The organism is Pseudomonas sp. Hp2 (assembly GCF_006386585.1).
In the GTDB taxonomy this organism is placed as follows: domain Bacteria; phylum Pseudomonadota; class Gammaproteobacteria; order Xanthomonadales; family Xanthomonadaceae; genus Pseudomonas_S; species Pseudomonas_S boreopolis.
On record NZ_VAHJ01000003.1, the window covers coordinates 199,654 to 225,198 of the forward strand.

Genomic DNA, 25,545 nt, shown 5'->3' on the forward strand with positions numbered 1-25,545 from the left:
TCTGCGTGGCTCCTCCACTGACATGGTGATCTACAATGAGTCGCAAGCTGCACCGTTCAATTACGTCAGAAACCCACACCTCCGCCGTCCTTGAAACTGCCGCCAGCGGCGGTAGCAAGTTCGGCAGGCCCGTGGCGCTTTCCACCGTCCGCGTGGCGAACGAGGACATCGATCAACTCCTGGCTACCCGCATTCGGAACAACCCGAAGGTTGAGGTCATCGAGTCCTGGAATGTCGACTCCAGCAGCACGGGGCCGCGATCGCGGTACGGAAAGACGCTTTCCGCTCTTTTGTCCGAACTGCCACGCCACACAAGGGGTGAGGCGATCTGGGATAGCGGCCCCCTCACGCCAAGTGGCAACGGGTCTGAAATCAAGTCGCTTATCGATACGATCGACGCAACAGTCAGACGTGAGAAGCTGGATGAAGTAGCCCAAGCGTCCCGTCCGCAAACTGATCTTGCGTCACCCGATGAGTACCTGGCCCGGAAGAACCGGAACCGCGGACTGCGCATGTAAGGGAGGGGGCTTTCGCCCCTTCACCCCTCTTGCCGTCAGATGGCGGCGTAGCCCGTCTCTTCGATGGCTGCCAGGACTTGGGCGGCGTGACCCAATCCATACCGGACATCGTCCGGTTTCAGGTCGATGGTCTTGAAGTACCTGGCGCCTGCCCAGGACTCAGGGACAGCGTGCGTGTGGCGTACGGCGACGAAGCGGTTGCGGGTGTGATGATAAATATCGATTTTCATGCGAGTTTCCTCATGTCAATGGCGTGGACCTCGGCACCATTGCCGCCCGACTTCGGGACGGTCCACCCGTTTATTTAGGCAGCTCGCATGGGCGTGAACCATGGAAGTTCGATCTTGTTTCGAAACCTGGCAGGTTTTTTACGGCTGGCCCTGTTCAACGGGCACGCACCAACCGGCGTCGTCGGCCGCTTCCAGCAACTCGCAGTAGGCCTCCCGCAACGCCGGGTCGCAGCCGTCCGCCCAGACCTGCTCCGGCAGGTCGCCGGCAATGGCGTTCCAACCGTTCCAGAAAGCGTCGGGAGGCTGGGTGTGGTCGGTAGCCACCAGGTAACGGGCCAGCAGGACCAGCCGAAAATCGCTCATGCGGCTTCCTTGACCACTTCGTAGAACGGATGGCGCTTGTCATCCAGGATGGCGAACAGCTCTTCGTCCGACCTTCCTTCCGGCGTCAGCCAGGCCATGGCGTGTTCGGGCTTGATGTTGATGATCGTGCGATCGTGGCCAGCTGCTGCCACCTCGGGTTCGGGCTCGTCGGTGATGGCCGCAAACGACCACAGGTCCGGCTCCTTGCCCTTGGGGTCGGTCCAGTGGGAGTACAGGCACGCGATGTACATGGTCTGCCCAGTACGGGGGCGGAACTGGATTTCTTTGGACCCACCCTTCCCGTCGTCGACGTTCTCGTAGAAGGTCTCGGCCAGCATGAGCGCATGCGTTGAGCCGAACTGCCGGCGCCAGAACTTTTGAAGATTGTCGCGCCGGGCGTTGTACTTGCCCGACACCTGCCCCGTCTTGGTGTAGTCGGTCGATGGGTCTGAGCCTTGCGGCCGGCACAGGTAGCGCATGGGCCGCACGATGGGCTGGCCGTTTTCGACGATCAGTACAGGGGCGTACCACAGCGGGAAGATCCGGTCGTCCTTCGACGGTTGATGGCTGGTGCGCTTGGCGTCGGCGATCCAGCGCTCCATCTGTTTGATCTTGTTGGTGGCGATCCGTTGTTCGTTGGCCGCCGTTTTCGTGGGCTTGGTGGCCAGCTTTTGTTCGGCTGCCGCCAGGCGCTCACGCTGCTTGTCCAGCTCGGCCTGGCTTTCGGCCAGGCGTGTCCCGTTCCATTCGGCGATCAAGTCCTGGATCTTGCGCTCCAGCTCCGTTTTGGGCCGCAGGAAATTGAGGTCCATGCCCTTGGGGATCTTGTGCCCGTCCGATTGCTTGTTCCGGATCCGGTACCGCTCGTCGCGTCCCAGGTACAGCTCCCAGAACGCCTTGATGTCGATGTCGGCCCCGAACTCTTTGACGTATCCGTCGTACAGCGCCCAGGCTTCGGCGGAGTAACACATGGTTGTTCCTCGTTAGGTCCGGATGTCGAGGGTGCGCTGCTCCAGCGCAACCAGCCCCAGGGTAAAGCGTTCCAGGTGAGGGCGCAGTCCCGCGACGGTCCGGGCGGTGTCGTCTTCCCGCCCCGGCACCGGGTGCTTGGCCATCAGCGTCACGAATTCGCCGGCTGCCTCCACGCAGAGGGACGCACTGAACCGCAGGAGGTCGACGACCTCGGTGTCGTGAACGCTGGCCTCGCCACTCCATCGCACAAGCGACTGGAAGCGGTGGTGGGTGTAGGTGTGCAGCGTTTCGCTGGACGCCTCCCAGGTCGCCCGCAAGCCGTCGTAGTAGTCCTTGCGGCGGGGGTTCTTGTCCGCGGCCACGCGCAGCAGTTTCGAGGGGTCCCCGGTGCGGGAGCCGTCCTGGAAATGCTCCAACTGGCTTTGCTCGGCGGCCAGCACCCACAGTCCGCGGACCAGCGCCTCAAACGCTGGTCGCAGGAGGGCATGGGCAGACGCGCGGTGATGGAGTTTGGTCAGCGCAACGACGGACGCATGGTGTTCAAAAACGACAAAGAAGGCGCCCACGGCAATCGTTTCGCGGCCGGAGACGTGAAGGTCCACGCCCCGCCCGAATGCGGCTTCTACCCAGTCGGCAACCGACTGAGCGAGGTCCAGCGCCAGCCGGATGTCTTCGTTTTCCAGGTGCGTGGGCCAGTCGTCCATAACGTGTTGGCGAGAAGGGTGAACGTGGGCATGGCCCTATCCTAGCGCCCGCCACGCATGGAACCTTATACCCGGATGTTCCACGCGCCCTGTTCAGGAAAAAGCGCTTTCGGGGTCGCCGGACCCGGGCGTAGCCTATTCGCCCCAGGGGTGGCTGCCACGTCCTGGGATCCCCGGTCTCATTCCTTGAGCCGCGGTTCGACCAGGATTGCCCGCCATGCTCGCCACGTTCTTCCCCCATCCTCCCACCTTGATCGGCCCCGTCGGGGTGTTTACCACCCGCTCCCTCCGCCTGCTCAGACCGCTGGCGGCATGCGGCTTTCCCAGCCCGGCGGAAGATTTCTTCACGGATGACGATCGGCTGGACCTCAACGAACGGCTGATCGCCAACCCGCCCGCGACCTTCCTCATGACCGCGGACTGTGGCGGGTCGATGGTCGACTACGGGATCCAGGACGGGGATCTGCTGATCGTCGATCGCTCCATCACGCCCCGGCCTGGCCACACGGTCGTGGCCCTGTGGGAAGGCGGCTTTGTGTGCAAGAAACTGTATGTCCGGGGCAACCGGATGGTGCTTGCAAGCAGTGCCGGCTTTGCCCCGATCATCGTGCCCGAAGACATCGAGCTGGATGTCTGGGGCGTGGTGCGCAGCAACGTGCACTTCCACCTGTGAGCGCGGGCCGTGCACACTGAACCGCCCCGCTTCGCGCTCATCGATGGCAACACCTTCTACGTGTCCTGCGAACGGGTGTTCGACCCCACGCTACGCGGCAAGCCCACGGTGGTGCTGGGCAACGGCGACGGGTGCTGTATCGCCCTGTCCCCGGAGGCCAAGGCCCTGGGCTTGAAGATCGGCACGCCCATCTTCCAGGTGCCCAAGGACATTCGCGATCGGGTCCAGGTGCGGTCTGCCAACTTCGCGCTGTACGGCGATTTGTCGGGTCGGATCGTGACCATCCTGCGCGGCCTGTTCCCGCGCGTGGAGGTGTACTCGATCGATGAGAACTTCGTGGACGTGGTGGGCCTGAAAGATCCGTTCGCTACCTGTCTGGAAGCGCGCGAGCGGATTTTGAAGTGGGTGGGCATTCCCTGCTGTGCCGGCTTAGGCTCAACACGCACGCTGGCAAAGGCCGGCAACAAACTGGCCAAGGACCAAAGCAAACGCGCGGTCAACGCCGGGCGCCTGGCCGTGTTCCATGCCACCCCACAGAACATCGACGCCCTCGCAGTCGAGGACGTGTGGGGTGTCGGGCGTCGCTTTGCGGCCCGATTGAACGCCGAAGGGGTGAAGACTGCGGCCGACCTGGCCGCCCTGCCCCTGGATCACGTGCGCGCCCGCTATGGCGTGGTGCTGGCGCGCACCGCAACCGAGTTGCGAGGCATTGCCTGCGGTGACCTGGAACTGGAAGAGCCCGACCGCAAACAGTTGGTGGTCAGCCGCACGTTCGGGCGGGATGTGGTGGACCCGATGGACGCCCTGGCCACCTTTACAACGGTGGCTTGCGAGAAGTTGCGCAAGCGCGGCCTGGCCGCGGGCGCGCTGTGGGTTTGGCTGGATGGAAACCCGTTCAAAGGCGACCCGTTCCACGCCTCACGGGCGGTGCCATTCCCTTTCCCTACCCAGGACACGGCCGAAGTGCTGCGGGCGGTGCGCTTCCTGGCCAAGTCCATCCAGGACCAGGCCAACCGGGGCAGCGGTGTTCAGGCCTACAAGCGCGGCGGGGTGGGACTGACCGATCTAGTTCAAGCCCAAGCCCGGCAGGCCGATCTATTCTTCGGGCCCGATGAGAAGGCCGAACGCACCATGGCCGTGCTGGACAAGATCAACGCCAAGTGGGGCCGCGGCACGGTGGGAGTGGGCACCGTGGGCTGGCGCGTGGGTGGCGCTCGGCCCGGGGAGCGTCGGAGGGGGTCCCGGGACGCGCAGTGGCGCCCCGAGTTGAAGGCGTTGTCGCCGGCGTATACGACGAGGTGGAGCGACCTGTTGCGGGTGAGGTAGACCCTTTCGGGCCCTGCCGGCTATAACAATGAGACCGGGCCAAGGGCCCATTGCGAACGGGGGATTTGCATGACCGAAGAACGAATTGCGATCAGTATGTGGGCACTCCAGGGCGTTCAGGTACCAGCCGAGATGAACATCCTGACGCTGGCCCTCAAAGACACCCCCTCCGCACGCAATCTCCCGGTTATCCAAAGAATCCACAGCGCCTGGGCCGATGAACCCGAGCGGATCCTGGCGTTCTTCATTCGCGACAACCCATCATTGTTATCCCACGCCAAGACAGTAATGGGTTTGGACGTGCTGGATTGGGGCGAGCCCATGACCAAACATGCGGTCGAAGAGGACTCGTTCGCCAAAATGCTGGTCTTGGCGTTGGCAGGAATACCCGTTTCAAAGGACCCCGCCCTGTCGTTCAAGAAGGCTGTCAAAGCCAAAAAATACGGCATGGTGCTTTGGGCCCTCCACGCCCACCCCTCCGTCGTTGCCGATCAACTTCGACGCGATTGGGACGAGTTCTACTTGGCCCTGAATGGCGAAGGCAACGGCATTCCCTATTTGGCAGCACAGGTGCTCAACGGTGTCATGTGCAAACACCAACCCGACGCCTGGAAAAAGAAACTAGCCGCACTCGCCAAGGCGAAGGGCAGGCCAGACGCTGCTGGCTATTTTGAGCAACAGGGAATGACCTTTGCGTCGAATCCCACCGCTGCCATCCAGAGCCTCTTCGGCCCCCATTGGCAGAACTATGCTCCCATCCTGTCGGATGAAGAACTTGACGATGATGAGGGAGAGTTCGGCGAAGACGAAGTCGAAAACGCCCTGCCCGATGTAAATGTGGCCGCCCTGCAGGGTGCGGAAAGTAATCCCACGGCTGCCATGTTGAAGGTCGTGTACGACCAGCACCCTGACAGGGCCCACTTGCTGCCTATCGTTCAGGCGTTGCAGGGGTGCTGGCACTCGGATCCGGCCCGGATCCTGGCGTTCTTCATGCGGGACAACCGCGCCCTGATCCCACGAGCCCGCGAACTGATGGGTCTGGATGTTCTGGATTGGGTGGACCCGATGTGGCAACACGCGGTGGCGTCTGACTCCTGGGCTCGCTTTGCCGTCCTGGTGATGGCCTTGGGAGGTAATCCGGAAACGCCCCGCCAGCCCCCGGCCGGTTTCATTGAAGCGATCGCCGACAAGCACTACGAGATCGCTGCTGCCTACATGTCGTTTTATGGCAACGTCGTGGGTCCGGGCGTGAGTGATCGCTGGACCCAGTTGTACTGGTCGCTGTTTGAAACGGGTGAACCCGCTGCCGTAGCTACAGCGCAAATGCTCAATGGCATGATGAAGCGCCACGCACGCAAGGTCTGGGATCGTGATATTGGTCACTTGGCCAAAAGGCTGTCGGAGTCGAAGAAAACTGCGTTGGACACGTGCTTGGGGTACCTGTCCAGCGAAGCGGACCATTTCGCGGACACCACAACGATGGTGCTGAGGACTTCTGTTATGCCCAGGTGGGAGGCCTACCCTGCCGAGGACCATGATGATGTGGAGGAAGGCGACGAAAGTGAGGCTGACGCTGTAGACGCGGTCGTAAGCACATATCTGGCGCTCGCGGACCAAGAACGCGCTGGACTGCCAAAAGAAGTCCTCAAGTCTTTCCTGGGGATGGCCCAGGGCTTGGCGTCTATGGCAGGGCTCGATCGCGACACGATTGCCCGGGCCGTCATCAACTCCGGGCGAACCTCGCAGAGCGCGAAGGATGTCGTTCGCGACTTGAAGCGCCTGAACATCGGCGTCTAGCGCACAAAGGAAGGGCCGCGAGAGCGGCCCTCTTTCTTACGACTTCCGCTCGTTCAACGGCGGCAGCGCCTTGACGATCTTCATGGTCTCCACTGATACCGTGCAGATCCGCTTGACCAGGTTGACGATGTAGGCGGGGTCGTCGGACCAGGTGTTGGGATCATTCACTATCCCAGATGCCTTATCGGTATCCTGGGCGAAACGCTCGATTATCCATTCAATTGCCGGCTTGCCATTGACAATGTAGTCCTGCGCCTCCTGGGGAATGCCAGAGAGAGTCAAGTGGCTGTTTACGATCAAGGTGGACTTATCTTCCTGCTTCCCCCTCTTAGTGAAGCGCATTTGAACCACCTTTGTATCTGCCCCAGGATCCAGCTTGAGCTGCCCAGCCTGCTCAACGAGCGGGTAGGGCTCAACCTTCTCGTAGTCCAAGTGCAGGTCAGCCAGTGCTTTCCCACCTTTGCTGAACGCCCAGAAGTCAACCGCGAATGGAATGCGCGGTAGAACCTTGCGCAGATCGAGAGCGTATTCCTCGCGGAACTCGTGTGAATGAAGGATCCCGTAGACGTAGAAGAAGACGTCCTTCTTGGTGATGGACTTGTCCTGGTAGACCTGGCGGAACTTGGTCAGTCCCTCATCGGAAATACCGTCGCGCCGACCTCCCCCTTGCTCGGACAGCAGGTCACCTTCCGCCTTTTTTTCATAGATATAGAGGGGGTAACAGTTGCCTTTCGACACCACTTCCAAGTCGGGCAGGTTCCGGTGGACTAAGGCAGAGAACTCCTTGGACGAGCCGGGCCCCGTAACCTGGATGACATAGTTCTCGCTGTCCTCCGCCGGGAAGATCTGCGGCATTTGATAGACGCAGTTGTTCAAGCGATCGTTGAAGTACATCCATTGCTTGACGAATGGCCGATAGGTTGCCGTACGCAGGCAAGCCTCATCGAACTCGTACTCACGCTGGCGCACCAGGTCAGCAATGACCTCTCGTGTCCACTTGATCTTCGTCGGATCCTTGTCAATGACAGCAGCGGCGTAATCTTGGGCACCCTTACCCTTAGCCTTGGCCTTAGCGCCATGCTTCTTCATTTCCTTGTTGTAGGTGTCGATCAGCCGGACCATTGACTTCGCCACAGTGGAGCGATCGAAGTTGTAAACCCAAGCGTCTCGATTGGTCTTTACACCGCTCGATCGCAGGGTGAACAAACCGCCCTTCTCGTCGGATAGGGGCAGAAGCTCTTGGTAACCCTTGCTCCGCTGATTGACCCAGTCGTGATGTTCGTTAGGAGTGATGATGGTCCAATCAACCGACCCCATGCCACCGAGTTCGACGAGGCGAGACAGCTTCTCTTCTCGACTCAAGTAGTCGCCAATGTCCTTGTAGTAGATGGCTGGCGCTCCTTGATGGCCCTTCTTTCGAACCAACACGGTGATTGCGATCGTCGAGCGGGAGCCAGAATCGAAGATCTTCCCACCTTCGCGCTTCCATTCTTCACCGGATGTGCGCGCATTCCCGCGCAGGTTGAATACGTAGATGGAAGAAAATTCATGTTCCAACGTGGCCCGGAACCCATCCATACTGTTGCCGTCGATCCAGCCGCCCCCCGTCACGAAAGCAATCACACCTTCCTCTCCGATCCGATCCGAAGCCCAGCGAAACGCTCGGATATAGGAGTTGTAGAGGCTGTTCTTGAGCTTCGAAGACGAATACTTTGCGTAGGTTTCGGCTACCCGGCTGTCGAGTCGCGGATAGTCCAGGTTCTGATTATTGTCGTTGCCATCGTCCTGACCTTCGGCATATGGCGGATTGCCCAGGACCACCCTGATCTTCTTACTTTGCTGCCTCTTGGCGCGCGCACTGTTCTCAGGAAGCATTTCCTCGAACTGCCCCTCTCCTTCTCCGAGTTGGAAGGTGTCGGTCAGCACAATGCCTTCAAATGGCGTGTAATCACCGCCCGTGAGGTCGTGGTATGACTCTTCGATGTTGATGGCGGCAATGTAGTACGCCAGCAGCACGATCTCGTTGGCGTGCAACTCCCCCTTGAACTTACGCTTGGCCGCCTCGGGTGGGATCAGGCCCGACTGGAGAAGTCGCACCAGGAAGGTCCCCGTGCCCGTGAATGGATCCAGAATATGCACCCCCTCATCCGCCAGACCTTGGCCGAACTCCTTTCTCAATGCTTCGTCGGCCGACTTGATGATGAAGTCCACCACCGGCACAGGGGTATAGACGATCCCCAGCCGGTCCGTCATCTTCTTGAAGGCGATTTTGAAGAACTTGTCATACAGTTCTGTAATGACCTTCTGCTTTCCCGCGGCGTTGTCCACGCCCTGGACGCGCATGCGCACGTCGGCGTAGAACTTGTCCAGGCTTTCGGTTTCCTTGTCCAGCGTCTGGCCTTCGAGGACCTTCAACACCTTGTCCATGGATACGGACACAGGGTTGCTCTTGGAGAACTGGTAGTTCTCGAACAAGGCCTCGAACACGGGCTTGGTGATCAGGTGCTGGGCCAGCATTTCAATTGCGTCGTCCTTGGAGATCGACGGATTGATGTTCTTGTGCAGGCCCTTCAAGAACTGGGCGAACGCCTTACTGGCCTTGCTGTCGGGGTCGGCCAACAGCAGCGTGATCCGGTCAATGTGGCGCTGAGCAATGTCGGCGACCTTCTCGGCCCACTGCTCGAGGTACTTGCGGGTGCCCACCTTCTTGACGATCTTGGCGAAGATCGCGTTGCGCCACTCTTCCAGGTGCGGGAAGGCAAAGCCCATCTGCTGACCACCCTGCCCATCACCCTTTTCGCCCTCGGTACCGGGCCTATTGCCACCCACGCCGATGACATTGATCTTGCCGCCGCCCGGATCGTTGTTCAGGTCGATCTTGTTGATCAGGGCATTGAAGCGGTCGTCGTGGGCGCGCAGCGCTTGCAGCACCTGCCAGACCACCTTGTACTTCTTGTTGTCCTTCAACGCCTCTTCGGGCGTGAGGTCTGCCGGCACACCGATGGGCAGGATGATGTAACCGTACTTCTTGCCTTCGGCCCTGCGCATGACGCGGCCCACGGACTGGACCACGTCCACCACACTGTCGCGGGGGTTGAGGAACAGCACGGCGTCCAGGGCGGGTACGTCCACACCCTCGGATAGGCAACGAGCGTTGGACAAAATCCGGCAGGTGTTGCCCTCACTCTCGGCTTTGAGCCAGTCCAGCTTCTGGTTGCGCAGCAGCACGTTGTAGGTGCCGTCGACGTGTTGGACTTCGCAGCGCAGCAGGTCGTTGTCGGACCCGTCGATGTACTGGTCCACCACTTCCGGGAACAGCTGGGCCAAGTGCTTGGAGGCCTTGATGTCCTTGGCGAAGGCCACGGCCCGGCGCATGGGGTGCGGATCAAGCTGGGCAGTGTTGTCGCCGTCCGTAGTAGCCAGGCGCTTGGACAGTCCATTCCAGCACCCGACGATCTTCACCACGTCGTCGAGGTTGAGTTCCTTGTTCTTGTCGGCCAACTGGCTCTGGAAGGTCTTGGTGACGGACTTCTCGTCCACGGCCAAGACCATGACCTTGTAGTCGGCCAGCAAGCCCTGGGAGACGGCCTCGCCGAAGCCGAGGCGGTGGAACTCCGGCCCGAACTTGGTCTCGTCGTCCATCGAGGCGATTTCAGCGCCCGCCTCGTCGGCCTTGGTCTTGCTTTCGTCGGCGTAGATCTTGGGCGTGGCCGTCATGTACAGCCGGCGCTTGGCCACCAGGAAGTCTGATTTGTGGACGCGCACGAATGCGCTTTCGTCCTCACCCGACAGCGTCACGCCCGTGGTGCGGTGTGCCTCGTCGCACACAATCAGGTCGAACTCCCCTACCCCGTGCTTCTTCTGGGCCTGGGAAATGACCTCGATGGACTGGTAGGTGGAAAAAATCACCGTGCGGCGTGTATCGCCTTTGGGCCGCGCGGCCATCACCTGACCCAAGCGCTTGGCGTCGGTCGTGGCCGGGAAGGCCAGATCGTGGACGGCGATGTCTTCGCTGTGCTTGCCCACTTTGGTGTCCGAACACACGGCAAACGCCCGGATCTCATCGGTGGCCTGCGCCGTCCACTCCTTCAACGTCTGGGACAGCAGCGAAATGGAGGGCACCAGGAACAGCACCAAGCCGTCGGAAGGCGTTTCCTGCTCCACGATCTTGAGCGAGGTGAAGGTCTTACCGGTGCCGCAGGCCATGATCAGCTTGCCGCGCTCGTGGGACTTGAAACCTTCGGCCACGGCCTTCAACGCCGCCTGCTGGTGCTTGAAGGGCTTCTTCTTGGTGCGCAGCACCACCTGGTCAGGCTTGGCCAGGGTGAACTTGGACCAATCCACGGCGCTGTCTTCCAGGTCCGCCACCCGCAGGCGGGCGCACGGGATCTGCTGGGCCTCCAACGCGTCTTCGGCGTGCTTGCTCCACTTGTCGGTGGTGGACACGATGAGCCGTGAGGCAAACGGGGACTTGCCCGACGCCGTAAAGAAGCTGTCGATGTCGCCCTTCTGCAGCGTGTAGCTGGGCGCGTAGAACTTGCACTGGATGGCCACCAGGGCACCGGTGTCGCGCTCCTGGGCGACCAGGTCAATGCCGGTGTCAGCCTTGCCCTTGCGGTCGGGCCACTCGTTCCACAGCCACACGTCGGAGAACCGCGACACGTACAGGGGGTCAGTGAGGAAATACGCCTTCATCAGGCGCTCGAACTTCCCGCCCTTGTCGCGATGATCTGTGGCGGCCTCAGCAAGCTCTTCGAGGATTTGGTGGATGGTGGTTTCGGCCATAAGTAGCTCGGGTATCAAAGGTCGCGGATGGGACCGCGTGTGTCGGTTTTGGCCTGCTCCGCAATGAGGGCCAGACGCTTTCGTTTATGGTTGTTCGTAGCCAGCTGGGCGGCCTCTTCCAGGACTGCGGCATAGATTTCAGTAAGCTGCCCGTGCGCGGCCAGGTCGGCCCAGTCTTCCGCCAGGGCCTCTTCCAGCGACAGCCAGATGAGGTCGCCTTCCTCCAGGTCCTGGTCGGACACGATCAGGGCGTGGCCCAGGACGCGGGACGGGCCCATCACCCACGGGTGCGGCTCGGTCAGCGAGGTCAGGCCCTCGAAGGCCATGATCCGCAGGTCTCCGCTTTCGCGCAGGGCCCGGCGCAGTGCGGCGGCCTGGGCTTCAAGGTTGGCCAGTTCGGCGCGCAAACGGGCGCGCTCGGCCTCCTCGCGAAGCTTCTGGCGCTGATCGGGACTGGAATACTGGGTCTGCGCCTCTTTCCAGGCGTTGAGCTGCGGATAGGGGAAGTACACCCTTTCGTTCTGGGAGCGGCTGCCCACCGATCGCTTCACGAAGGGGGGTCCTTCCCCCTTCTGGATGATCCGGTACAGGGTCTTGGTGGACATGCCCAGGAAGCGTGCCGCGGCCTCTCGTGAGACAACCGCGCGCACGCCCGCCTGCGCTTCTGCGAGTTCCTGGATGTGCTTGGCCTCCCGTTGGTCGAGAAGTGCCGAAAGGGCGTCCGCGTCCCGGGACACCTCAAGCGTTTTCATTCTTCCGTGTCCCCATGCTTCCGCCGCGTCCAGGCCAGCTGAACAGGCGGGTCGTTCGCTTCGTCCAGTACGGGTTTGTCCGGCCCTTTCAGGCGGTTCCAAGCCCGCGGGCTTGACCGGATGATAGCTTCCTCCACGGTCGCCATGGCCATGCGCACATCGGCCCATTGCTGGTCGGTGTAGAACTTCTCGGTCGTGGAGGCCGATTTGTCGTCGCCATCGGTGCCCCTGCTTTGGGAGTGCTTGAGCAGTTCGGACACCATGCGCCCGGAAAGGAGCTTGGACGCAATACGGCCGAAGGTCCGGCGGAAGTCGTGAACCGTCAGGCCCTGGTCGATATCTTCAGCCAGGTTGTAGCGCCCCACCTCTTCGCGCAGCAACGACAGCAGCGATTTGCTGTCTTTGTAATAGCCACTCTTGGCCTTGACCGATCGGGCGGGAAACACCCAGCCGGCATTGCGATAGCGAAACTCTTCGCGCCGAATGGCCTTCCTGTACACGGCCAGCTTGACCTCGTCCTGGGTGCGCTTTTCGGCTGCGGCCAGTTCCGCCTTGGCCTTGGCCAGGCGGCTTGCGTGGTTCTCCAAAGTATCCAGGCGGTCGTCCCACCGCAGGCGCAAGATCCGCTCGGCGAAATAGGTAATGGGGATGTGCTGGACGACACCCGTTTTGGTGTCATGCAAGAACGCCTGGGAGCCGCGCTTGCCGGTGGTGGGATTGACGGCCTCGGGATGAGGCGCCAGCCACACCCAGGACGCCTCCTGCTGGGTGAGCTGTCCCGGGGTGCAGTCGTCATACCAGCGCAGGACGGTGGCCTCGTTGCGACGCAACCCCCACAGCAAAACGATCAGCAGATAGTCCACCCCCACCTTCTGGTGGGCGTCGGTAAATTGCTCCCGCCGTTGTACCAGCGCCTTCAACGCCCGTTGCAGCGACTGGTCGTCGTCAGCGTCGCCCAGGGGGTTGCTGACCTCCGCCTTGCGATAGTGCGCCCGCAGTGCGGTGTGATTGCGGAAATAGCCCTGCTTGTAGAGGATCCGCGTGGGGTCGGCGGTGATTTCCGGGTCGCGTTTCTGGGCGCGCGACAAATGAGCCTCTTCCTCCATGGCCAACTGAATGGCGCGGTGGATGTCGCCAAAGGTGTGCTCGGTGGCCGCAAGTCCGGCCGCCCTGGCGCGCTGGATGTACCGGCCCCGAAACCCCAACGCCTCCAGTTCCGTGGCGCTCATGTTCCACCATTCTCCGACCGATCCCAACGCGTCCTTCTGGGCTTGGGTCAGCTGGTTGGACTCCGACATGCAGGCTTTACGGCAGGCATTCCAGGCCACGATCATGGGGTGTGGCTCCGGGGATCCAGGCATGGGGGTCAGGTTGCGCAGCTGCTTGTTCGCAAGGCCCACGCTGGGGCGCTCCACGCGCGTGAGGCTGGCCCGGACGGCAGCCACGCTGCTGGCTTTTCGTTGGCCGTTGCTCACCAGGCTTTCAAGGTGTCCGATGTAACGGTTCAGGCACTCCCGCACGGTGATGGTCCGCGCGGCCTCGGCGTCCTCATGGATCTTTTCGGCCCGCTTGGGGCTGTCTCCGGTGGTCTGGATGGCCTTGCGGGCGTCCAAGGCCTTGCGAAGGGCCTCTTCCAGGGTCAATTCCAGGACCGAGCCCAGCGTCACCCGTTTCGTTTGGGTGCCCACCCCCGTGCCCACCTGGACCTCGTAAGTGTTCTTGGTCTTGCCCACGCGCACCCCGAAGCCAGCCAAGCCCCGGACTCCGGGTGTCGTGTCTCGCTCAAGGGCCAACAGGATCCGGTATGGCTGCCCGTCGTGTTCGACCAGCTTGGTCCTGCCGGTGTGGGGATCGATCGCGGGATGTTCGTAGGGCGTGAGGCGGCGCAACTGCGCCTGGGTCAGGTGATAGCGTTGACCGCGCTGCCTGTCCTCCATTTCACACCCCCCTTCCACCTCGATTACACCCGCATAATAAGCCCTCTTGCCCTTAGCCATGGAAGTCGTCCTCTTGATCGTCGATGTCGGGTCTTTTAGCCATCTGCGTGCCCCAGAGGCTTTGCCTCAAAATTTGGCTAACGGATGGCTAAGTAAATTGGCCAAACCTGTCCCAAAGTGTCCCAACCGGCTCCTGCCTTCACTTCCGATCGCGAGCGCAAGCCATTGAAAAACAAGGATAGAACCAAGGCAGACGCCACGCAGGTTGAGCACACGCCTCTCATGAAGCAGTACTTCGCCGCCAAGGCCGAGTACCCCGACCTGTTGCTGTTCTTCCGGATGGGCGATTTCTACGAGCTGTTCTACGACGACGCGCGCAAGGCGGCGCGGCTGCTCGACATCACCCTGACCCAGCGCGGCAGCTCGGGCGGGGCGCCGATCCCGATGGCCGGCGTGCCGGTGCATGCCTACGAAGGCTATCTCGCGCGCCTGGTGGCGCTGGGCGAATCGGTGGCGATCTGCGAGCAGATCGGCGATCCGGCGCTGGCCAAGGGGCTGGTCGAGCGCAAGGTGGTGCGCATCGTCACGCCCGGCACCGTCACCGACGAAGCCCTGCTGGACGAGCGCCGCGACACCCTGCTGATGGCGCTCTCGCGCGGCAAGACCGGCTACGGGCTGGCCTGGGCCGACCTGGCCGGCGGCCGTTTCCTGGTCAACGAGGTCGACAGCGACGATGCGCTGGAAGCCGAACTGGCCCGGTTGGAGCCGGCCGAGCTGCTGATCCCCGACGAGGAAGCCTGGCCGGAATTCCTGCGCCAGCGCAACGGCGTGCGGCGCCGTCCGCCGTGGCTGTTCGACGCCGACAGCGGCCGCCGCCAGTTGCTGGCGTTCTTCAAGCTGCACGACCTCTCCGGCTTCGGTATCGACGACAAGCCGCGCGCCACCGCCGCGGCCGGCGCGCTGCTCGGCTATGTCGAGGAAACGCAGAAACAGCGTTTGCCGCACCTGACCTCGATCGCGATGGAAGTGGCCGGCGAAGCGATCGCGATGAACGCCGCCACCCGCCGCCACCTCGAACTCGACACCCGCGTCGACGGCGATACCCGCAACACCCTGCTCGGCGTGCTCGACAGCACCGTCACGCCGATGGGCGGGCGCCTGCTCCGCCGCTGGCTGCACCGCCCGTTGCGCCTGCGCGACGTGCTCGTCCAGCGCCACGACGCGGTAGGCACGCTGATCGACCGCGGCGCGGACGCCGACCTGCGCGAGGCCTTCCGCGCGCTCGGCGACCTGGAGCGCATCCTGACCCGCGTGGCGCTGCGCTCGGCGCGCCCGCGCGACTTCTCCACCCTGCGCGATGGCCTGGGGCTGTTGCCGCAAGTCCGCGCGATCCTGCAACCGCTGGACTCGCCGCGCCTGCAGGCGCTGTATGCCGAGCTGGGGGAGCACGACGCGACCGCGCACCTGCTCGCCTCGGCGATCGCCGAACAGCCGCCGCTGAAGCTCTCCGACGGCGGCGTGATCGCCGAGGGCTTCGACGCGGAGCTCGACGAGCTGCGCCGGCTCTCCACCCACGCCGACCAGTTCCTGATCGACCTGGAAGTCCGCGAACGCGAAAGCAGCGGCATCCCGACCCTGAAGGTCGGCTACAACCGCGTGCACGGCTACTACATCGAAATCAGCAAGGGCCAGGCCGACAAGGCGCCGGTGCACTACACCCGCCGCCAGACCCTGACCAACGCCGAGCGCTACATCACCGAGGAGCTGAAGGCGTTCGAGGACAAGGTGCTGTCCGCGCGCGAGCGTTCGCTGGCGCGCGAGAAGTTGCTGTACGAGCAGCTGCTGGACACGCTCGGCGCCGAACTGGAACCGCTCAAGCGCTGCGCGGCGGCCCTGTCGGAGCTGGACGTGCTCGCCTGTTTCGCCGAACGCGCGCAGGCGCTGGACTGGTCCCGGCCGGAACTGGAGACCGCGTCCTGCCTGCGCATCGAGCGCGGCCGCCATCCCGTGGTCGAGGCCGTGCGCGAGCACCCGTTCGAGCCCAACGACCTGGACCTGCACCCGGATCGCCGCATGCTGGTGATCACCGGCCCGAACATGGGCGGCAAGTCGACCTACATGCGCCAGAACGCGCTGATCGTGCTGCTGGCGCACATCGGCAGCTACGTGCCGGCCACGCGCGCGGTGATCGGCCCGATCGACCGCATCCTGACCCGCATCGGCGCGGGCGACGACCTCGCCAAGGGCCAGTCGACCTTCATGGTCGAGATGGCCGAGACCAGCTACATCCTGCACCACGCCACGCCGCACTCGCTGGTGCTGATGGACGAGATCGGCCGCGGCACATCGACCTACGACGGCCTGGCCCTGGCCGACGCGGTGGCGCGGCACCTGGCGCACGTCAATCGCTGCTACACGCTGTTCGCCACGCACTACTTCGAACTGACCGCGCTGGCCGACGAGACCTTCGAGGGCGGCCCCAGCGGCATCGCCAACGTGCACCTGGACGCGGTGGAACACGGCGAATCGCTGGTGTTCATGCATGCGGTCAAGGACGGGCCGGCCAACCGCAGCTTCGGCCTGCAGGTCGCCGCGCTGGCCGGGCTGCCGAGGGCCACGGTGGCGCAGGCGCGCCGGCGATTGGCGGAACTGGAGCAGCGCGGCAGCGAAAGCCATGCCGCGCAGATGGCCCCGCAGGCGCTGGACGCGCCCCAGCAGTTCGGCCTGTTCGCGCCGAACTCCGCCGCGCTGGACGCGCTGCAGGCCCTCGATCCGGACGAGCTGACCCCCAAGCAAGCGCTCGAGGCGCTCTACCGGGTCAAGTCGCTGCTGTAGCGCGGAGCGCTTCCATCGACGCGCCGGCCGCCTCCACGAAGCGGCCGGCACTGCTGGCGTCACATCGCGGGATTCGGATGCGCGGGCGCCAGCGCGTCGTCGCGCGCGTTGGCCGCGATCGCGGCCGGGCGCTGCGCATGCCGCGCGGCATAGGCCTCGAACGCCGGCCGCTTCTCCAGCGCGCCGATCATCATGTAGTAGTTGAGGAAGGAGGCCATCATCAGGTCGGCCGTGGTGAACCGGTTGCCGACCAGATACGTCTTGCCGGCCACCGCCTGCTCCAGCGTGCGCAGCACGTCTTGTTCGCAGCCGTAGCCCGCGTTCATCGGCGGCGCGAGCTTGCCGGCGTGCTTGGCGGTTATCAGCGCCTCCACCGGCCCGGAGAGGAAGAACAGCCAGCGGTAGTAGTCGCCGCGCTCGGGCGAGCCCGCGGGCGGCGCCAACCGCTTCTCCGGCACCAGCTCGGCCAGGTAGACGCACACCGCGGCGCTCTCGGTGACCACGGTATCGCCATGCCGGATCGCCGGCACCTTGCCCATCGGGTTGATCGCCAGGTACTCGGGCGACTTCATCGTGGTGCCGAAGTCCAGCACCGCCTCCTCGTACGGCAGGCCGGTCTCTTCCAGCATCCAGCGCGCGATGCGGGCGCGGGACATCGGATGGGTGTAGAAGGTCAGCGTGCTGCTCATGGCGTGCTCCTGCATTGGGCATCGGAAGGAACAGACAGTGTGTTCCCCGCTGCTGACAGCCGCTGTCAGCAGTCTGCGACCGGACGCGGCAATCGCCGGCGCAAGCGCAGCTTTTCCCAACGCCGCAGCAGCCGGTGGCGCTGGTCCGGGTAGCGCACGCCGGTATCCTCCAGGGCGAGCACGCGGTCGGCGCGGAAGTGGCGGAAATCGGCGCGCATCTCGCACCAGGCGGCGAACAGGCGCATGTCGGCGAGGAAGGCCATCGCGAACGGCCAGATCCTCCGCTCGCTGGACCGGCCTTGCGCATCGCCGTAGCGCAGCCGCACCACGTGGCCATCGCGTATCGCGCGGCGCAGCACCGGCAACCACGGTTCGGGCGGCACCGGGCTCCAGTCGGGCGCGAACAGCCCGCTGGTTTCCACCTGCAGGCGCAGGCCGTCGGGCAAGGTGCCGACCACGCGGTCCAGCGCCCGGACCGAGGCCGCCGCCAGCTCCGGGTCGGCATGCGAGGCCACCCAGCGCGCGCCCAGCAGCAACGCCTCCAGCTCCTCGGCCGAGAACATCATCGGCGGCAGCAGGAATCCCGGGCGCAGCTGGTAGCCGACGCCGGGATCGCCGACGATGTCGGCGCCCTGCCCGCGCAACGCGTCGATGTCCCGATACAGCGTACGCAGGCTCACGCCGAGCAGCTCCGCCAGCTGCGCGCCGCGCACGGGCGCGCGCCGGCGTCGCAGTTCGTCCAGCAGGTGCAGCAGGCGGGTGGCGCGAACGGTCATGCGCGGGCTCCATGGCGGACTTGCCAGCATAGCCTCGACATGCAGGCGCCGGACCCGGCAACGAAGGCCGGCACCGGCCCGCCGGCGACCTCTCGGGACCCGCCGCCAAGCGTTCGCCCAGGCGCTCCGGGCAGCCATGACAACGCCCCTGGCCCTTCGTTCCGGCGACATGCCGTTCTGCTAGGCTCGGTGTCCCGCCGTCCCCGGCATCGCCCAGGAAACGCCATGAACAACCCCTCGCTTGCCGGCAGCCTGCTGCAGCAGCTGCAAGGTTCCGGGATCCAGCAGATCGCCTCGCAACTGGGCGTGGACCCGAACCAGGCGCAATCCGCCGTTTCCAGCGCGGTGCCGCTGCTGCTCGGCGCGCTGGGCCGCAATGCCCAGCAGCCGGAAGGCGCGCAGGCCCTGCTCGGCGCCCTGCAACGCGACCATGCCGGCGCGTCCGCCGGCGGTCTCGACCTGGGCGGCCTGCTGGGTTCCGTGCTCGGCGGCGCTTCGACGCCACAGACCGACGGCGCCGGCATCCTCGGCCACATCTTCGGCGGCGACGCCCAGCAGGCCGCCAGCGGGCTTGGCCAGGCGACCGGCCTGGATAGCGGCAAGTCCGGGCAGTTGCTGCAGATCCTCGCACCGATCGTGATGTCCTTCCTCGCCCAGCGCTTCCTTGGCGGCGGCAGCGGCAGTGTCGGCCAGCTCAGTCAGGCGCTCGGCCAGGAGCACCAGCAGGCCCGCGCCGACGGCAGCGTGTCCGGCCTGCTCGGGCAGGTACTGGACCAGGATGGCGACGGCCAGCTCGGCGTCGGCGACTTGCTGAAGATCGGCGGCAGCCTGCTGGGCGGCAACCGCTAGGCTCGGCTGTTCTGGGCTGGAGGCGCCGCATGGCGAGCGCCTCCATGCCATAGCCGAGAACTATTGAAATATTCAAATTATTCGAATTCAACAAACGATCGGCGTTCCTTATCGTGTCTGCACCGTGAGGAGCCCGCCATGAGCCCGCCGATCGATCGTCTTGCCAACTCTCCGGATGCCGTGATCTTCCATCATGCTCCGGCGGCCGCACCCGCTTGGCCCATGCCCGCCCCGCACGCCCCGTCGTTGTCCGATCCGGTACAGCTGCAGCGCCACGACTGAAACATCCGTTCCCCGGTGCCCGGCTCCCGGACCGGATACCGAGCGGTCACCCAAGTGCGTACGAACCAGGTAGAGAAGCCATGACAACCGAAGCCAAGTGCCCTTTCCACCAGACCGCCGGTGGCGGCACCACGAACAAGGACTGGTGGCCGAACCAGCTGCGCGTGGACCTGCTGAACCAGCATTCCGACAAGTCCAATCCGCTGGACAAGCGCTTCAACTACGCCGAGGAGTTCAAGAAGCTCGACTACCAGGCGCTCAAGAACGACCTGCACGCGCTGATGACCGATTCCCAGGACTGGTGGCCGGCGGACTTCGGCCACTACGGGCCGCTGTTCATCCGCATGGCCTGGCATAGCGCCGGCACCTACCGCATCGGCGACGGCCGTGGCGGCGGCGGTCGCGGACAACAGCGCTTCGCCCCGCTCAACAGCTGGCCGGACAACGTCAGCCTGGACAAGGCGCGCCGCCTGCTGTGGCCGATCAAGCAGAAGTACGGCCAGAAGATCTCCTGGGCCGACCTGATGATCCTGACCGGCAACGTCGCGCTGGAATCGATGGGCTTCAAGACCTTCGGCTTCGCCGGCGGCCGTCCCGACACCTGGGAACCCGACCAGGACGTGTACTGGGGCCGCGAGACCACCTGGCTGGGCGGCGACGTCCGCTACGCGCACGGCTCGGAAGGCGTGGACAAGCCCGGCGACGAAGGCGTGCTGGTGACCGACAACGCCGCCGATGGCGACGTGCATTCGCGCGATCTCGAAAACCCGCTTGCCGCGGTGCAGATGGGCCTGATCTACGTCAATCCGGAAGGCCCGGACGGCAATCCCGACCCGCTGCTGGCCGCCAAGGACATCCGCGACACCTTCGGCCGGATGGCGATGAACGACGAGGAGACCGTCGCCCTGATCGCGGGCGGACACACCTTCGGCAAGACCCATGGCGCCGGCCCGGCCGACAACGTGGGCTCCGAGCCCGAAGCCGGCGAACTGGAGCAGCAAGGCCTGGGGTGGTCGAACAAGTTCGGTACCGGCAAGGGCGGCGACACGATCACCAGCGGCCTGGAGGTGACCTGGACCCAGACGCCGGCGCAGTGGAGCAACCACTTCTTCGAGAACCTGTTCAAGTACGAGTGGGAGCTGACCAAGAGCCCTGCGGGCGCGCACCAGTGGGTCGCCAAGGATGCGGAGGCTGTCATCCCGGACGCCCACGATCCGTCGAAGAAGCGGCGCCCGACCATGCTCACGACCGACCTGTCGCTGCGCTTCGATCCGGCCTACGAGAAGATCTCGCGGCGCTTCATGGAAAACCCCGACCAGTTCGCCGACGCCTTCGCGCGCGCCTGGTTCAAGTTGACCCACCGCGACATGGGCCCGCGTGCGCGCTATCTCGGCCCCGAGGTGCCGGCCGAGGAGCTCATCTGGCAGGATCCGATCCCCGCGGTCGACCATCCGCTCGTCACGTCCGAGGACATCGCCTCGCTCAAGCAGAAGATCGCCGCGTCGGGGCTGACGATCCCGCAACTGGTCTCGACCGCCTGGGCTTCCGCCTCCACCTTCCGAGGCTCTGACAAGCGCGGCGGCGCCAACGGCGCGCGCATCCGCCTGGCGCCGCAGAAGGATTGGGCCGTCAACCAGCCGCAGCAGCTCGCGAGCGTGCTCAAGACCCTCGAAGGCATCCAGAACGAGTTCAATGCCGCGCAGGGCGGCGGCAGGAAGGTCTCGCTGGCCGACCTGATCGTGCTCGCGGGCGGCGTGGGCGTCGAGCAGGCAGCGCAGAAGGCCGGCGTGCCGATCGAGGTGCCATTCTCGCCGGGCCGCAGCGACGCCTCGCAGGAACAGACCGACGTCGATTCGTTCGCGCCGCTGGAACCGCTCGCGGACGGTTTCCGCAATTACCTCAAGGGTCGTTACGTGGTGCCGGCCGAACACCTGCTGATCGACCGCGCGCAACTGCTCACGCTCACCGCGCCGGAACTGACGGTCCTGGTCGGCGGCCTGCGCGTGCTCGGCGCCAACGTCGGCGACTCCCGGCATGGCGTGTTCACCGCCCGGCCCGGGGTATTGAGCAACGACTTCTTCGTCAACCTGCTCGACATGAACACCGAATGGGCGCCGACCTCGCCGGCACGCGAGGTGTTCGAAGGCCGCGACCGCAAGACCGGCGCGCCGAAATGGACGGGCACGCGCGTCGACCTGGTGTTCGGCTCGAACTCGGTGCTGCGCGCGGTGGCCGAGGTCTACGCGAGTTCGGATGCGCAGCAGAAGTTCGTCCACGACTTCGTCGCGGCCTGGACCAAGGTGATGAACCTGGACCGCTTCGACCTGGCCTGACCACGGATCCCTCGGCAAAGGGAGCAACGGGAACGCCCCGGCCTGGCCGGGGCGTTTTTTGCTGCGTCCAATGCGAGATCAGCGCTTACCGGACCTGCAGGCGCTTCCGGTACCGCCGCATGGCGGCCCGGGCGTACCCCGCCCGTTCGTGCGCTCCTACATCGCGTCGATGTCGCCCAGCGCGCGGATCAGGCGCCGCGCGCGCTTGTCAGGCCGGTGTTCCGGCGGCTGGTAGCCGGTGCGCTCGGCGGCGCGCAGCGCCCGCGCCTCGGCCCGCCGCGCACGCGATTCCTCGCTTTCTTCATACAGTTGCTGCGCCACCGATGCCGGCCCCCGCTGCTCGCTGAGCCCGCGCACGACGATCTCGAACACCTCGTCGCCCCGGCTGATGCGCACCTGCTCGCCGATCCGGACGGCGCGCGACGACTTGGGCCGCTGCCCGCCCACCTCGACCTTGCCCGTCTCGATGGCCTGCTTGCACAAACTCCGCGTCTTGAAGAAGCGCGCCGCCCAAAGCCATACATCGAGCCTGACCGTGACGCTTTCCTGTACCTGTTCAGTCGCTGACATTCATTTCCCGGGGATCGCGATGCGTCCTGACCGGATCGCCCCGCCCGCATCGTTGGCGGCACGACCGGGACCATCGCCTCCACCCGGATGATCCTGCACGCGAAATGCGGCATCGGCCGGCATCAATCAAGGCTCCAAACGTCACGAAGTGTCGGCCGCCCGTCGTCCTGCTCATTTTCCAGCCATGCCGTACCGCCTATGCTCGGCGGCCACCTCTTCGATCCACCCGCATGCCCCACGCCTGGACCTGGGTCACCGAACTGGGCAACAGCAAATGGCTGCTGCCCGCCGCGACCCTGCTCATCGCCATCGCCTGGCACTCCAGGACCTTGCCTGGGCGGACCACCGTGCACGTGGGTCTTGCGATCCTGTCGACCTCGATGGTGGTGCTGGCCTCGAAGATCGCCTTCATGGGCTGGGGCATCGGCTCGGCTGCGCTCGATTTCACCGGATTCAGCGGCCACGCCGCGATGTCGGCCTGCATCTACCCGCTCCTGTTCGCCGTGCTGGGCACCGGCCGGAAGGCCGCGCGCGGGCTTCCCCTGGCCGGCTTCGCACTGGCCGCGTTCATCGCCTGGTCCCGGCTTCCGCTCCAGGCCCATTCGCTCTCCGAAGTCGTCGGCGGATTCCTCCTGGGAGCTGGCGGCTCGATCCTGGTCCTGTGCCATTGGCCATGGCACAGGCCTCCGTTGCCGGCCTGGCGCTGGTTGGCGGCGGCGCCTTCGGCGGTGGTCGTCCTGATCCTGGCGCTGCCCTCTTCGTTGAGCACCCACGGCGCGGTGATCGCCGTGGCCAAGGCGATCTCAGGCCGACATGAGATCCATACCCGCGACTGGCTGCACACGCATTCAGCCAAGCCTGCCCAGGAACGCATCAACCCGTTGACATAGTTCGAAATTTACGCCAACCTGCCGAGTGTCAATCTCTCCCATACGGATTTTCAGGAGCCACTCATGAAGAAACTCATCGTCACGGCCATCGCCATGGCTCTGTCGGCGCCCGTGTGGGCCGCTCCCCAGCAGGACAACCAGGACACCGGCGCCGCTCCGCAACCGGCGGGTGCCGCTGCTGCCGATTATTCGACCATCAACACCGCTGCCTGGATCTACTCCGGCGTGGCCGCTGCCGCCGTGCTGTACAGCGTCGTCGGCGACAGCTCGAGCAACGAGAACGATGCCGGCAATCCGGGCGGTCCGGGTGGTCCGGGCAACCCGGGTGGCCCGGGCACGGGCGGTACCGGCGGCACGGGTGGTACTGGCGGCACCGGCGGCTGATCCAGCTCGTCACGCAAATCAAGAGGCCCTCGCCGGGCGCAGCTTGGCGAGGGTTTTTTTATGTCTGGCGTCCACCCATGAACAAGACTCCGATGACCTACCTCCGTATTTCGGCCGCGTTGGCGACCGCCCTGTCCCTGTCAGGCTGCATCTGGGCCCCCGGCCAACACTTGCGCAACAGCGACATCAGCCGCGAACAACCCACCAGCGAGGACGGCAAGCTGGAGTTGATCCCGATCACGCCCAAGCTGATCGCGATGGATCGGGCCGCACAGCAAGCCGGTCCGTTGCCGTCGGCCTTGCTCGAGTACCAGCCAGAGCCCTACCGCGTCGGCCCGGGCGACTCGCTCTACATCACGGTCTGGGACCATCCCGAGTTGACCGTTCCCGCTGGTCCCCAGCAACAAGCCACGATGGCCGGACGCCTGGTCCAGGCCGATGGCTCGTTGTTCTATCCCTACATCGGCAAAGTCCAAGCGGCTGGCAAGACGCCGATGGAATTGCGCGATGAAATCGGCCAGCGCCTAACCAAGTACATTGAGGCACCACAGATAGATGTCGCCGTGCTGACCTACGCCGCCCATCGCATCTGGATTACCGGTGCAGCCGAGCGTTCGACCACGGTACCGTTGACTGTCGTCCCGCTGACACTGGGCGATGCCATTAGTCAAGCCGGCCTAAATCCGGCCGAAGCCGATCTTTCCGGAATCAAGCTTACCCGCGACGGCATCACCTATGAGCTGGACTTGGAAAGTCTCTCCCAGCAAAGCCACGGGCGCCGGATATATCTCAAAGACGGCGACAACATCTACGTGCCATATCTGGACCGCAAGGAAGTATTCGTGGTCGGCGAGGTCAACTTGCCAGGTGCCTACAGCTTCCGCACCAACGACATCTCGCTGAGCCAGGCCCTGGGCCGCGCCCGCGGCCTCGCGCAAACCACGGCCAAGGCCGATGCGGTCTACGTGATCCGCGGCAGCCGCGACCTGCAGCAGCACCCGTCCGTGGTCTATCAGCTGGAGGCCCGCTCCCCGACGGCATTCGCCGTGGCCAGCCAGTTCCAGGTCCAGCCGGGCGACGTGATCTTCGTCGGGGCTGCCGGCGTGACGCGCTGGAGCCGCTTCATCAACCAGTTGCTGCCGTTCACCAGCATCATTTCCAATGCGGCCAGCGCCAAGAACGACCTGGACAACTGACATGAAAGCCGGGGGCCGGCAGTCTCTTTCCACCTTGGCGCGGATCGGGTTCGGCGCATCGATCGCGATGGCGATGCTCGTCGTTGCCGGTTGCACTTCGGTCAGCCGCGCAACGACCGATGCGATCCGGCTGGCCTTCAAGCGCCAGGACATCACGCCTACGGCGCAACAGGTCGATGCCGTTCCGTACCCCCAGTTGTTGCTGCATTCCTCCGATATCAGCGGGGTGTTGATCCTCGGCTATGTCGACGAAGGCCGCCAAGCCTGGATGGCAGGCCGCGAAGCCGTGCTCTACCTGCAGAGCAACGGCTTGCTGAGCGGCATGTCCGATTCGCGACGCAACAGCAATGTGCGCGTGGAGGGGGAAGATCCGTTCCGCAACCTGGCTCGGCTGGAAGGTCCGGCGAAGGTCCAGCGGCGTTACGACTGGATGCCCGGCTACCATTACGACGTTCCCGTCACCGGAGAGTTGCGCCGGATCGGTACGGAGTCCGTGACCTTGCCGAACCGCACGCTGCAGCTGGTGCGCTACGAGGAGACCCTGGAAGGCCCTGGCATATCCGGTACCAACGTGTACTGGGCCGACCAGAACGGCTTCATCTGGAAGAGCCGGCAATACCTGGCTCCCGGCCAAACCGTAGAGATCGAGCAACTCAAGCCCTACCTGCCCGCGAATTCCTGACC

General features: G+C 64.4%; 22 protein-coding genes. 12 read left to right on the forward strand and 10 right to left on the reverse strand.

Annotated elements, in window-relative coordinates; all coding sequences use genetic code 11:
• Positions 1–35 precede the first annotated feature (35 nt).
• Positions 36–518 (forward strand): hypothetical protein, encoded by a 483-nt coding sequence (locus tag FD678_RS10365; protein WP_140722606.1) that lies wholly within the window; start codon positions 36–38, stop codon positions 516–518.
• A gap of 35 nt (positions 519–553) precedes the next feature.
• Here the strand turns inward: FD678_RS10365 and FD678_RS10370 are convergent, their stop codons facing one another.
• The 4 genes from FD678_RS10370 to FD678_RS10385 form a co-directional block, all read right to left on the reverse strand.
• A complete protein-coding gene (locus tag FD678_RS10370) occupies positions 554–748 on the reverse strand; it encodes a hypothetical protein (RefSeq protein ID WP_140722609.1) in 195 nt (64 codons plus the stop codon).
• Between the two features lie 138 nt (positions 749–886).
• Complete coding sequence (locus FD678_RS10375; protein WP_140722612.1) at positions 887–1,111, reverse strand: hypothetical protein; 225 nt, start codon at positions 1,109–1,111, stop codon at positions 887–889.
• On the reverse strand, positions 1,108–2,082 hold the full coding sequence (locus FD678_RS10380; RefSeq protein ID WP_140722614.1) for an SOS response-associated peptidase family protein: 975 nt from the start codon (positions 2,080–2,082) through the stop codon (positions 1,108–1,110). Before FD678_RS10380 ends, FD678_RS10375 begins: the two co-directional genes overlap by 4 nt.
• Before the next feature lie 12 nt (positions 2,083–2,094).
• Positions 2,095–2,787, reverse strand: coding sequence for a DUF6988 family protein (locus FD678_RS10385; protein ID WP_140722617.1), 693 nt, complete (start codon positions 2,785–2,787; stop codon positions 2,095–2,097).
• 217 nt (positions 2,788–3,004) lie between these two features.
• Between FD678_RS10385 and FD678_RS10390 the strand changes: the two genes are divergently transcribed.
• From FD678_RS10390 to FD678_RS10400, 3 genes are all read left to right on the forward strand, one after another.
• Complete coding sequence (locus tag FD678_RS10390) at positions 3,005–3,460, forward strand: LexA family protein (RefSeq protein WP_140722620.1); 456 nt, start codon at positions 3,005–3,007, stop codon at positions 3,458–3,460.
• A 9-nt stretch (positions 3,461–3,469) separates the two neighbouring features.
• Entirely contained in the window at positions 3,470–4,786 is a 1,317-nt protein-coding gene (locus FD678_RS10395) for a Y-family DNA polymerase (protein WP_140722623.1), read from the forward strand.
• Positions 4,787–4,855: 69 nt separating this feature from the next.
• Positions 4,856–6,583 carry a hypothetical protein gene (locus FD678_RS10400; RefSeq protein WP_140722626.1) on the forward strand — a complete coding sequence of 576 codons (1,728 nt, stop codon included), beginning with the start codon at positions 4,856–4,858 and terminating at the stop codon, positions 6,581–6,583.
• Between the two features lie 36 nt (positions 6,584–6,619).
• Here the strand turns inward: FD678_RS10400 and FD678_RS10405 are convergent, their stop codons facing one another.
• From FD678_RS10405 to FD678_RS10415, 3 genes are read right to left on the reverse strand one after another with little or no spacing between them, the layout of a single operon-like run.
• Complete coding sequence (locus tag FD678_RS10405) at positions 6,620–11,368, reverse strand: DEAD/DEAH box helicase (protein WP_140722629.1); 4,749 nt, start codon at positions 11,366–11,368, stop codon at positions 6,620–6,622.
• Between the two features lie 14 nt (positions 11,369–11,382).
• Complete coding sequence (locus tag FD678_RS10410; RefSeq protein ID WP_140722632.1) at positions 11,383–12,120, reverse strand: helix-turn-helix transcriptional regulator; 738 nt, start codon at positions 12,118–12,120, stop codon at positions 11,383–11,385.
• The gene (locus FD678_RS10415) at positions 12,117–14,117 is read right to left on the reverse strand and encodes an integrase (protein ID WP_140722635.1); all 2,001 of its coding nucleotides are present in this window, start codon (positions 14,115–14,117) and stop codon (positions 12,117–12,119) included. The genes FD678_RS10410 and FD678_RS10415 overlap by 4 nt, the downstream gene beginning before the upstream one ends.
• A gap of 222 nt (positions 14,118–14,339) precedes the next feature.
• Here FD678_RS10415 and mutS point away from each other — a divergent pair, with 222 nt between their 5' ends.
• Positions 14,340–16,892, forward strand: coding sequence for a DNA mismatch repair protein MutS (mutS, locus tag FD678_RS10420; protein ID WP_218569641.1), 2,553 nt, complete (start codon positions 14,340–14,342; stop codon positions 16,890–16,892).
• Between the two features lie 59 nt (positions 16,893–16,951).
• Here mutS and FD678_RS10425 read toward each other — a convergent pair whose 3' ends face one another.
• Entirely contained in the window at positions 16,952–17,581 is a 630-nt protein-coding gene (locus FD678_RS10425) for a glutathione S-transferase family protein (protein WP_140722641.1), read from the reverse strand.
• A 65-nt stretch (positions 17,582–17,646) separates the two neighbouring features.
• A complete protein-coding gene (locus FD678_RS10430; RefSeq protein ID WP_140722644.1) occupies positions 17,647–18,357 on the reverse strand; it encodes a helix-turn-helix transcriptional regulator in 711 nt (236 codons plus the stop codon).
• A gap of 225 nt (positions 18,358–18,582) precedes the next feature.
• On the opposite strand from FD678_RS10430, the gene FD678_RS10435 reads away from it, so the two are divergent.
• The 3 genes from FD678_RS10435 (at position 18,583) to katG (ending at position 21,821) form a co-directional block, all read left to right on the forward strand.
• Positions 18,583–19,206 carry a DUF937 domain-containing protein gene (locus FD678_RS10435; protein ID WP_140722647.1) on the forward strand — a complete coding sequence of 208 codons (624 nt, stop codon included), beginning with the start codon at positions 18,583–18,585 and terminating at the stop codon, positions 19,204–19,206.
• A gap of 138 nt (positions 19,207–19,344) precedes the next feature.
• On the forward strand, positions 19,345–19,488 hold the full coding sequence (locus FD678_RS20220; protein WP_177497724.1) for a hypothetical protein: 144 nt from the start codon (positions 19,345–19,347) through the stop codon (positions 19,486–19,488).
• An 80-nt stretch (positions 19,489–19,568) separates the two neighbouring features.
• Entirely contained in the window at positions 19,569–21,821 is a 2,253-nt protein-coding gene (gene katG, locus FD678_RS10440) for a catalase/peroxidase HPI (RefSeq protein WP_140722651.1), read from the forward strand.
• A gap of 156 nt (positions 21,822–21,977) precedes the next feature.
• On the opposite strand, the gene FD678_RS10445 is transcribed toward katG, so the two are convergent.
• Positions 21,978–22,391, reverse strand: coding sequence for an RNA-binding S4 domain-containing protein (locus tag FD678_RS10445; RefSeq protein WP_140722656.1), 414 nt, complete (start codon positions 22,389–22,391; stop codon positions 21,978–21,980).
• Between the two features lie 230 nt (positions 22,392–22,621).
• On the opposite strand from FD678_RS10445, the gene FD678_RS10450 reads away from it, so the two are divergent.
• The 4 genes from FD678_RS10450 (at position 22,622) to FD678_RS10465 (ending at position 25,543) form a co-directional block, all read left to right on the forward strand.
• Positions 22,622–23,281, forward strand: a complete 660-nt coding sequence (locus FD678_RS10450) for a phosphatase PAP2 family protein (RefSeq protein WP_177497726.1) — start codon at positions 22,622–22,624, stop codon at positions 23,279–23,281.
• Between the two features lie 63 nt (positions 23,282–23,344).
• On the forward strand, positions 23,345–23,665 hold the full coding sequence (locus tag FD678_RS20225; RefSeq protein ID WP_177497728.1) for a hypothetical protein: 321 nt from the start codon (positions 23,345–23,347) through the stop codon (positions 23,663–23,665).
• 77 nt (positions 23,666–23,742) lie between these two features.
• A complete protein-coding gene (locus FD678_RS10460; RefSeq protein ID WP_256661908.1) occupies positions 23,743–24,861 on the forward strand; it encodes a polysaccharide biosynthesis/export family protein in 1,119 nt (372 codons plus the stop codon).
• 1 nt (position 24,862) lies between these two features.
• On the forward strand, positions 24,863–25,543 hold the full coding sequence (locus FD678_RS10465; RefSeq protein WP_177497730.1) for a YjbF family lipoprotein: 681 nt from the start codon (positions 24,863–24,865) through the stop codon (positions 25,541–25,543).
• Positions 25,544–25,545: the final 2 nt, after the last annotated feature.

Excerpts from the sequence above, each read along its gene's own strand:
- FD678_RS10365 (WP_140722606.1), top strand. The coding sequence starts at position 36 with ATGAGTCGCAAGCTGCACCGTTCAATTACGTCAGAAACCCACACCTCC.
- FD678_RS10370 (WP_140722609.1), bottom strand. The coding sequence starts at position 748 with ATGAAAATCGATATTTATCATCACACCCGCAACCGCTTCGTCGCCGTA.
- FD678_RS10375 (WP_140722612.1), bottom strand. The coding sequence starts at position 1,111 with ATGAGCGATTTTCGGCTGGTCCTGCTGGCCCGTTACCTGGTGGCTACC.
- FD678_RS10380 (WP_140722614.1), bottom strand. The coding sequence starts at position 2,082 with ATGTGTTACTCCGCCGAAGCCTGGGCGCTGTACGACGGATACGTCAAA.
- FD678_RS10385 (WP_140722617.1), bottom strand. The coding sequence starts at position 2,787 with ATGGACGACTGGCCCACGCACCTGGAAAACGAAGACATCCGGCTGGCG.
- FD678_RS10390 (WP_140722620.1), top strand. The coding sequence starts at position 3,005 with ATGCTCGCCACGTTCTTCCCCCATCCTCCCACCTTGATCGGCCCCGTC.
- FD678_RS10400 (WP_140722626.1), top strand. The coding sequence starts at position 4,856 with ATGACCGAAGAACGAATTGCGATCAGTATGTGGGCACTCCAGGGCGTT.
- FD678_RS10405 (WP_140722629.1), bottom strand. The coding sequence starts at position 11,368 with ATGGCCGAAACCACCATCCACCAAATCCTCGAAGAGCTTGCTGAGGCC.
- FD678_RS10410 (WP_140722632.1), bottom strand. The coding sequence starts at position 12,120 with ATGAAAACGCTTGAGGTGTCCCGGGACGCGGACGCCCTTTCGGCACTT.
- FD678_RS10415 (WP_140722635.1), bottom strand. The coding sequence starts at position 14,117 with ATGGCTAAGGGCAAGAGGGCTTATTATGCGGGTGTAATCGAGGTGGAA.
- mutS (WP_218569641.1), top strand. The coding sequence starts at position 14,340 with ATGAAGCAGTACTTCGCCGCCAAGGCCGAGTACCCCGACCTGTTGCTG.
- FD678_RS10425 (WP_140722641.1), bottom strand. The coding sequence starts at position 17,581 with ATGAGCAGCACGCTGACCTTCTACACCCATCCGATGTCCCGCGCCCGC.
- FD678_RS10430 (WP_140722644.1), bottom strand. The coding sequence starts at position 18,357 with ATGACCGTTCGCGCCACCCGCCTGCTGCACCTGCTGGACGAACTGCGA.
- FD678_RS10435 (WP_140722647.1), top strand. The coding sequence starts at position 18,583 with ATGAACAACCCCTCGCTTGCCGGCAGCCTGCTGCAGCAGCTGCAAGGT.
- FD678_RS20220 (WP_177497724.1), top strand. The coding sequence starts at position 19,345 with ATGAGCCCGCCGATCGATCGTCTTGCCAACTCTCCGGATGCCGTGATC.
- katG (WP_140722651.1), top strand. The coding sequence starts at position 19,569 with ATGACAACCGAAGCCAAGTGCCCTTTCCACCAGACCGCCGGTGGCGGC.
- FD678_RS10445 (WP_140722656.1), bottom strand. The coding sequence starts at position 22,391 with ATGTCAGCGACTGAACAGGTACAGGAAAGCGTCACGGTCAGGCTCGAT.
- FD678_RS10450 (WP_177497726.1), top strand. The coding sequence starts at position 22,622 with ATGCCCCACGCCTGGACCTGGGTCACCGAACTGGGCAACAGCAAATGG.
- FD678_RS20225 (WP_177497728.1), top strand. The coding sequence starts at position 23,345 with ATGAAGAAACTCATCGTCACGGCCATCGCCATGGCTCTGTCGGCGCCC.
- FD678_RS10460 (WP_256661908.1), top strand. The coding sequence starts at position 23,743 with ATGAACAAGACTCCGATGACCTACCTCCGTATTTCGGCCGCGTTGGCG.
- FD678_RS10465 (WP_177497730.1), top strand. The coding sequence starts at position 24,863 with ATGAAAGCCGGGGGCCGGCAGTCTCTTTCCACCTTGGCGCGGATCGGG.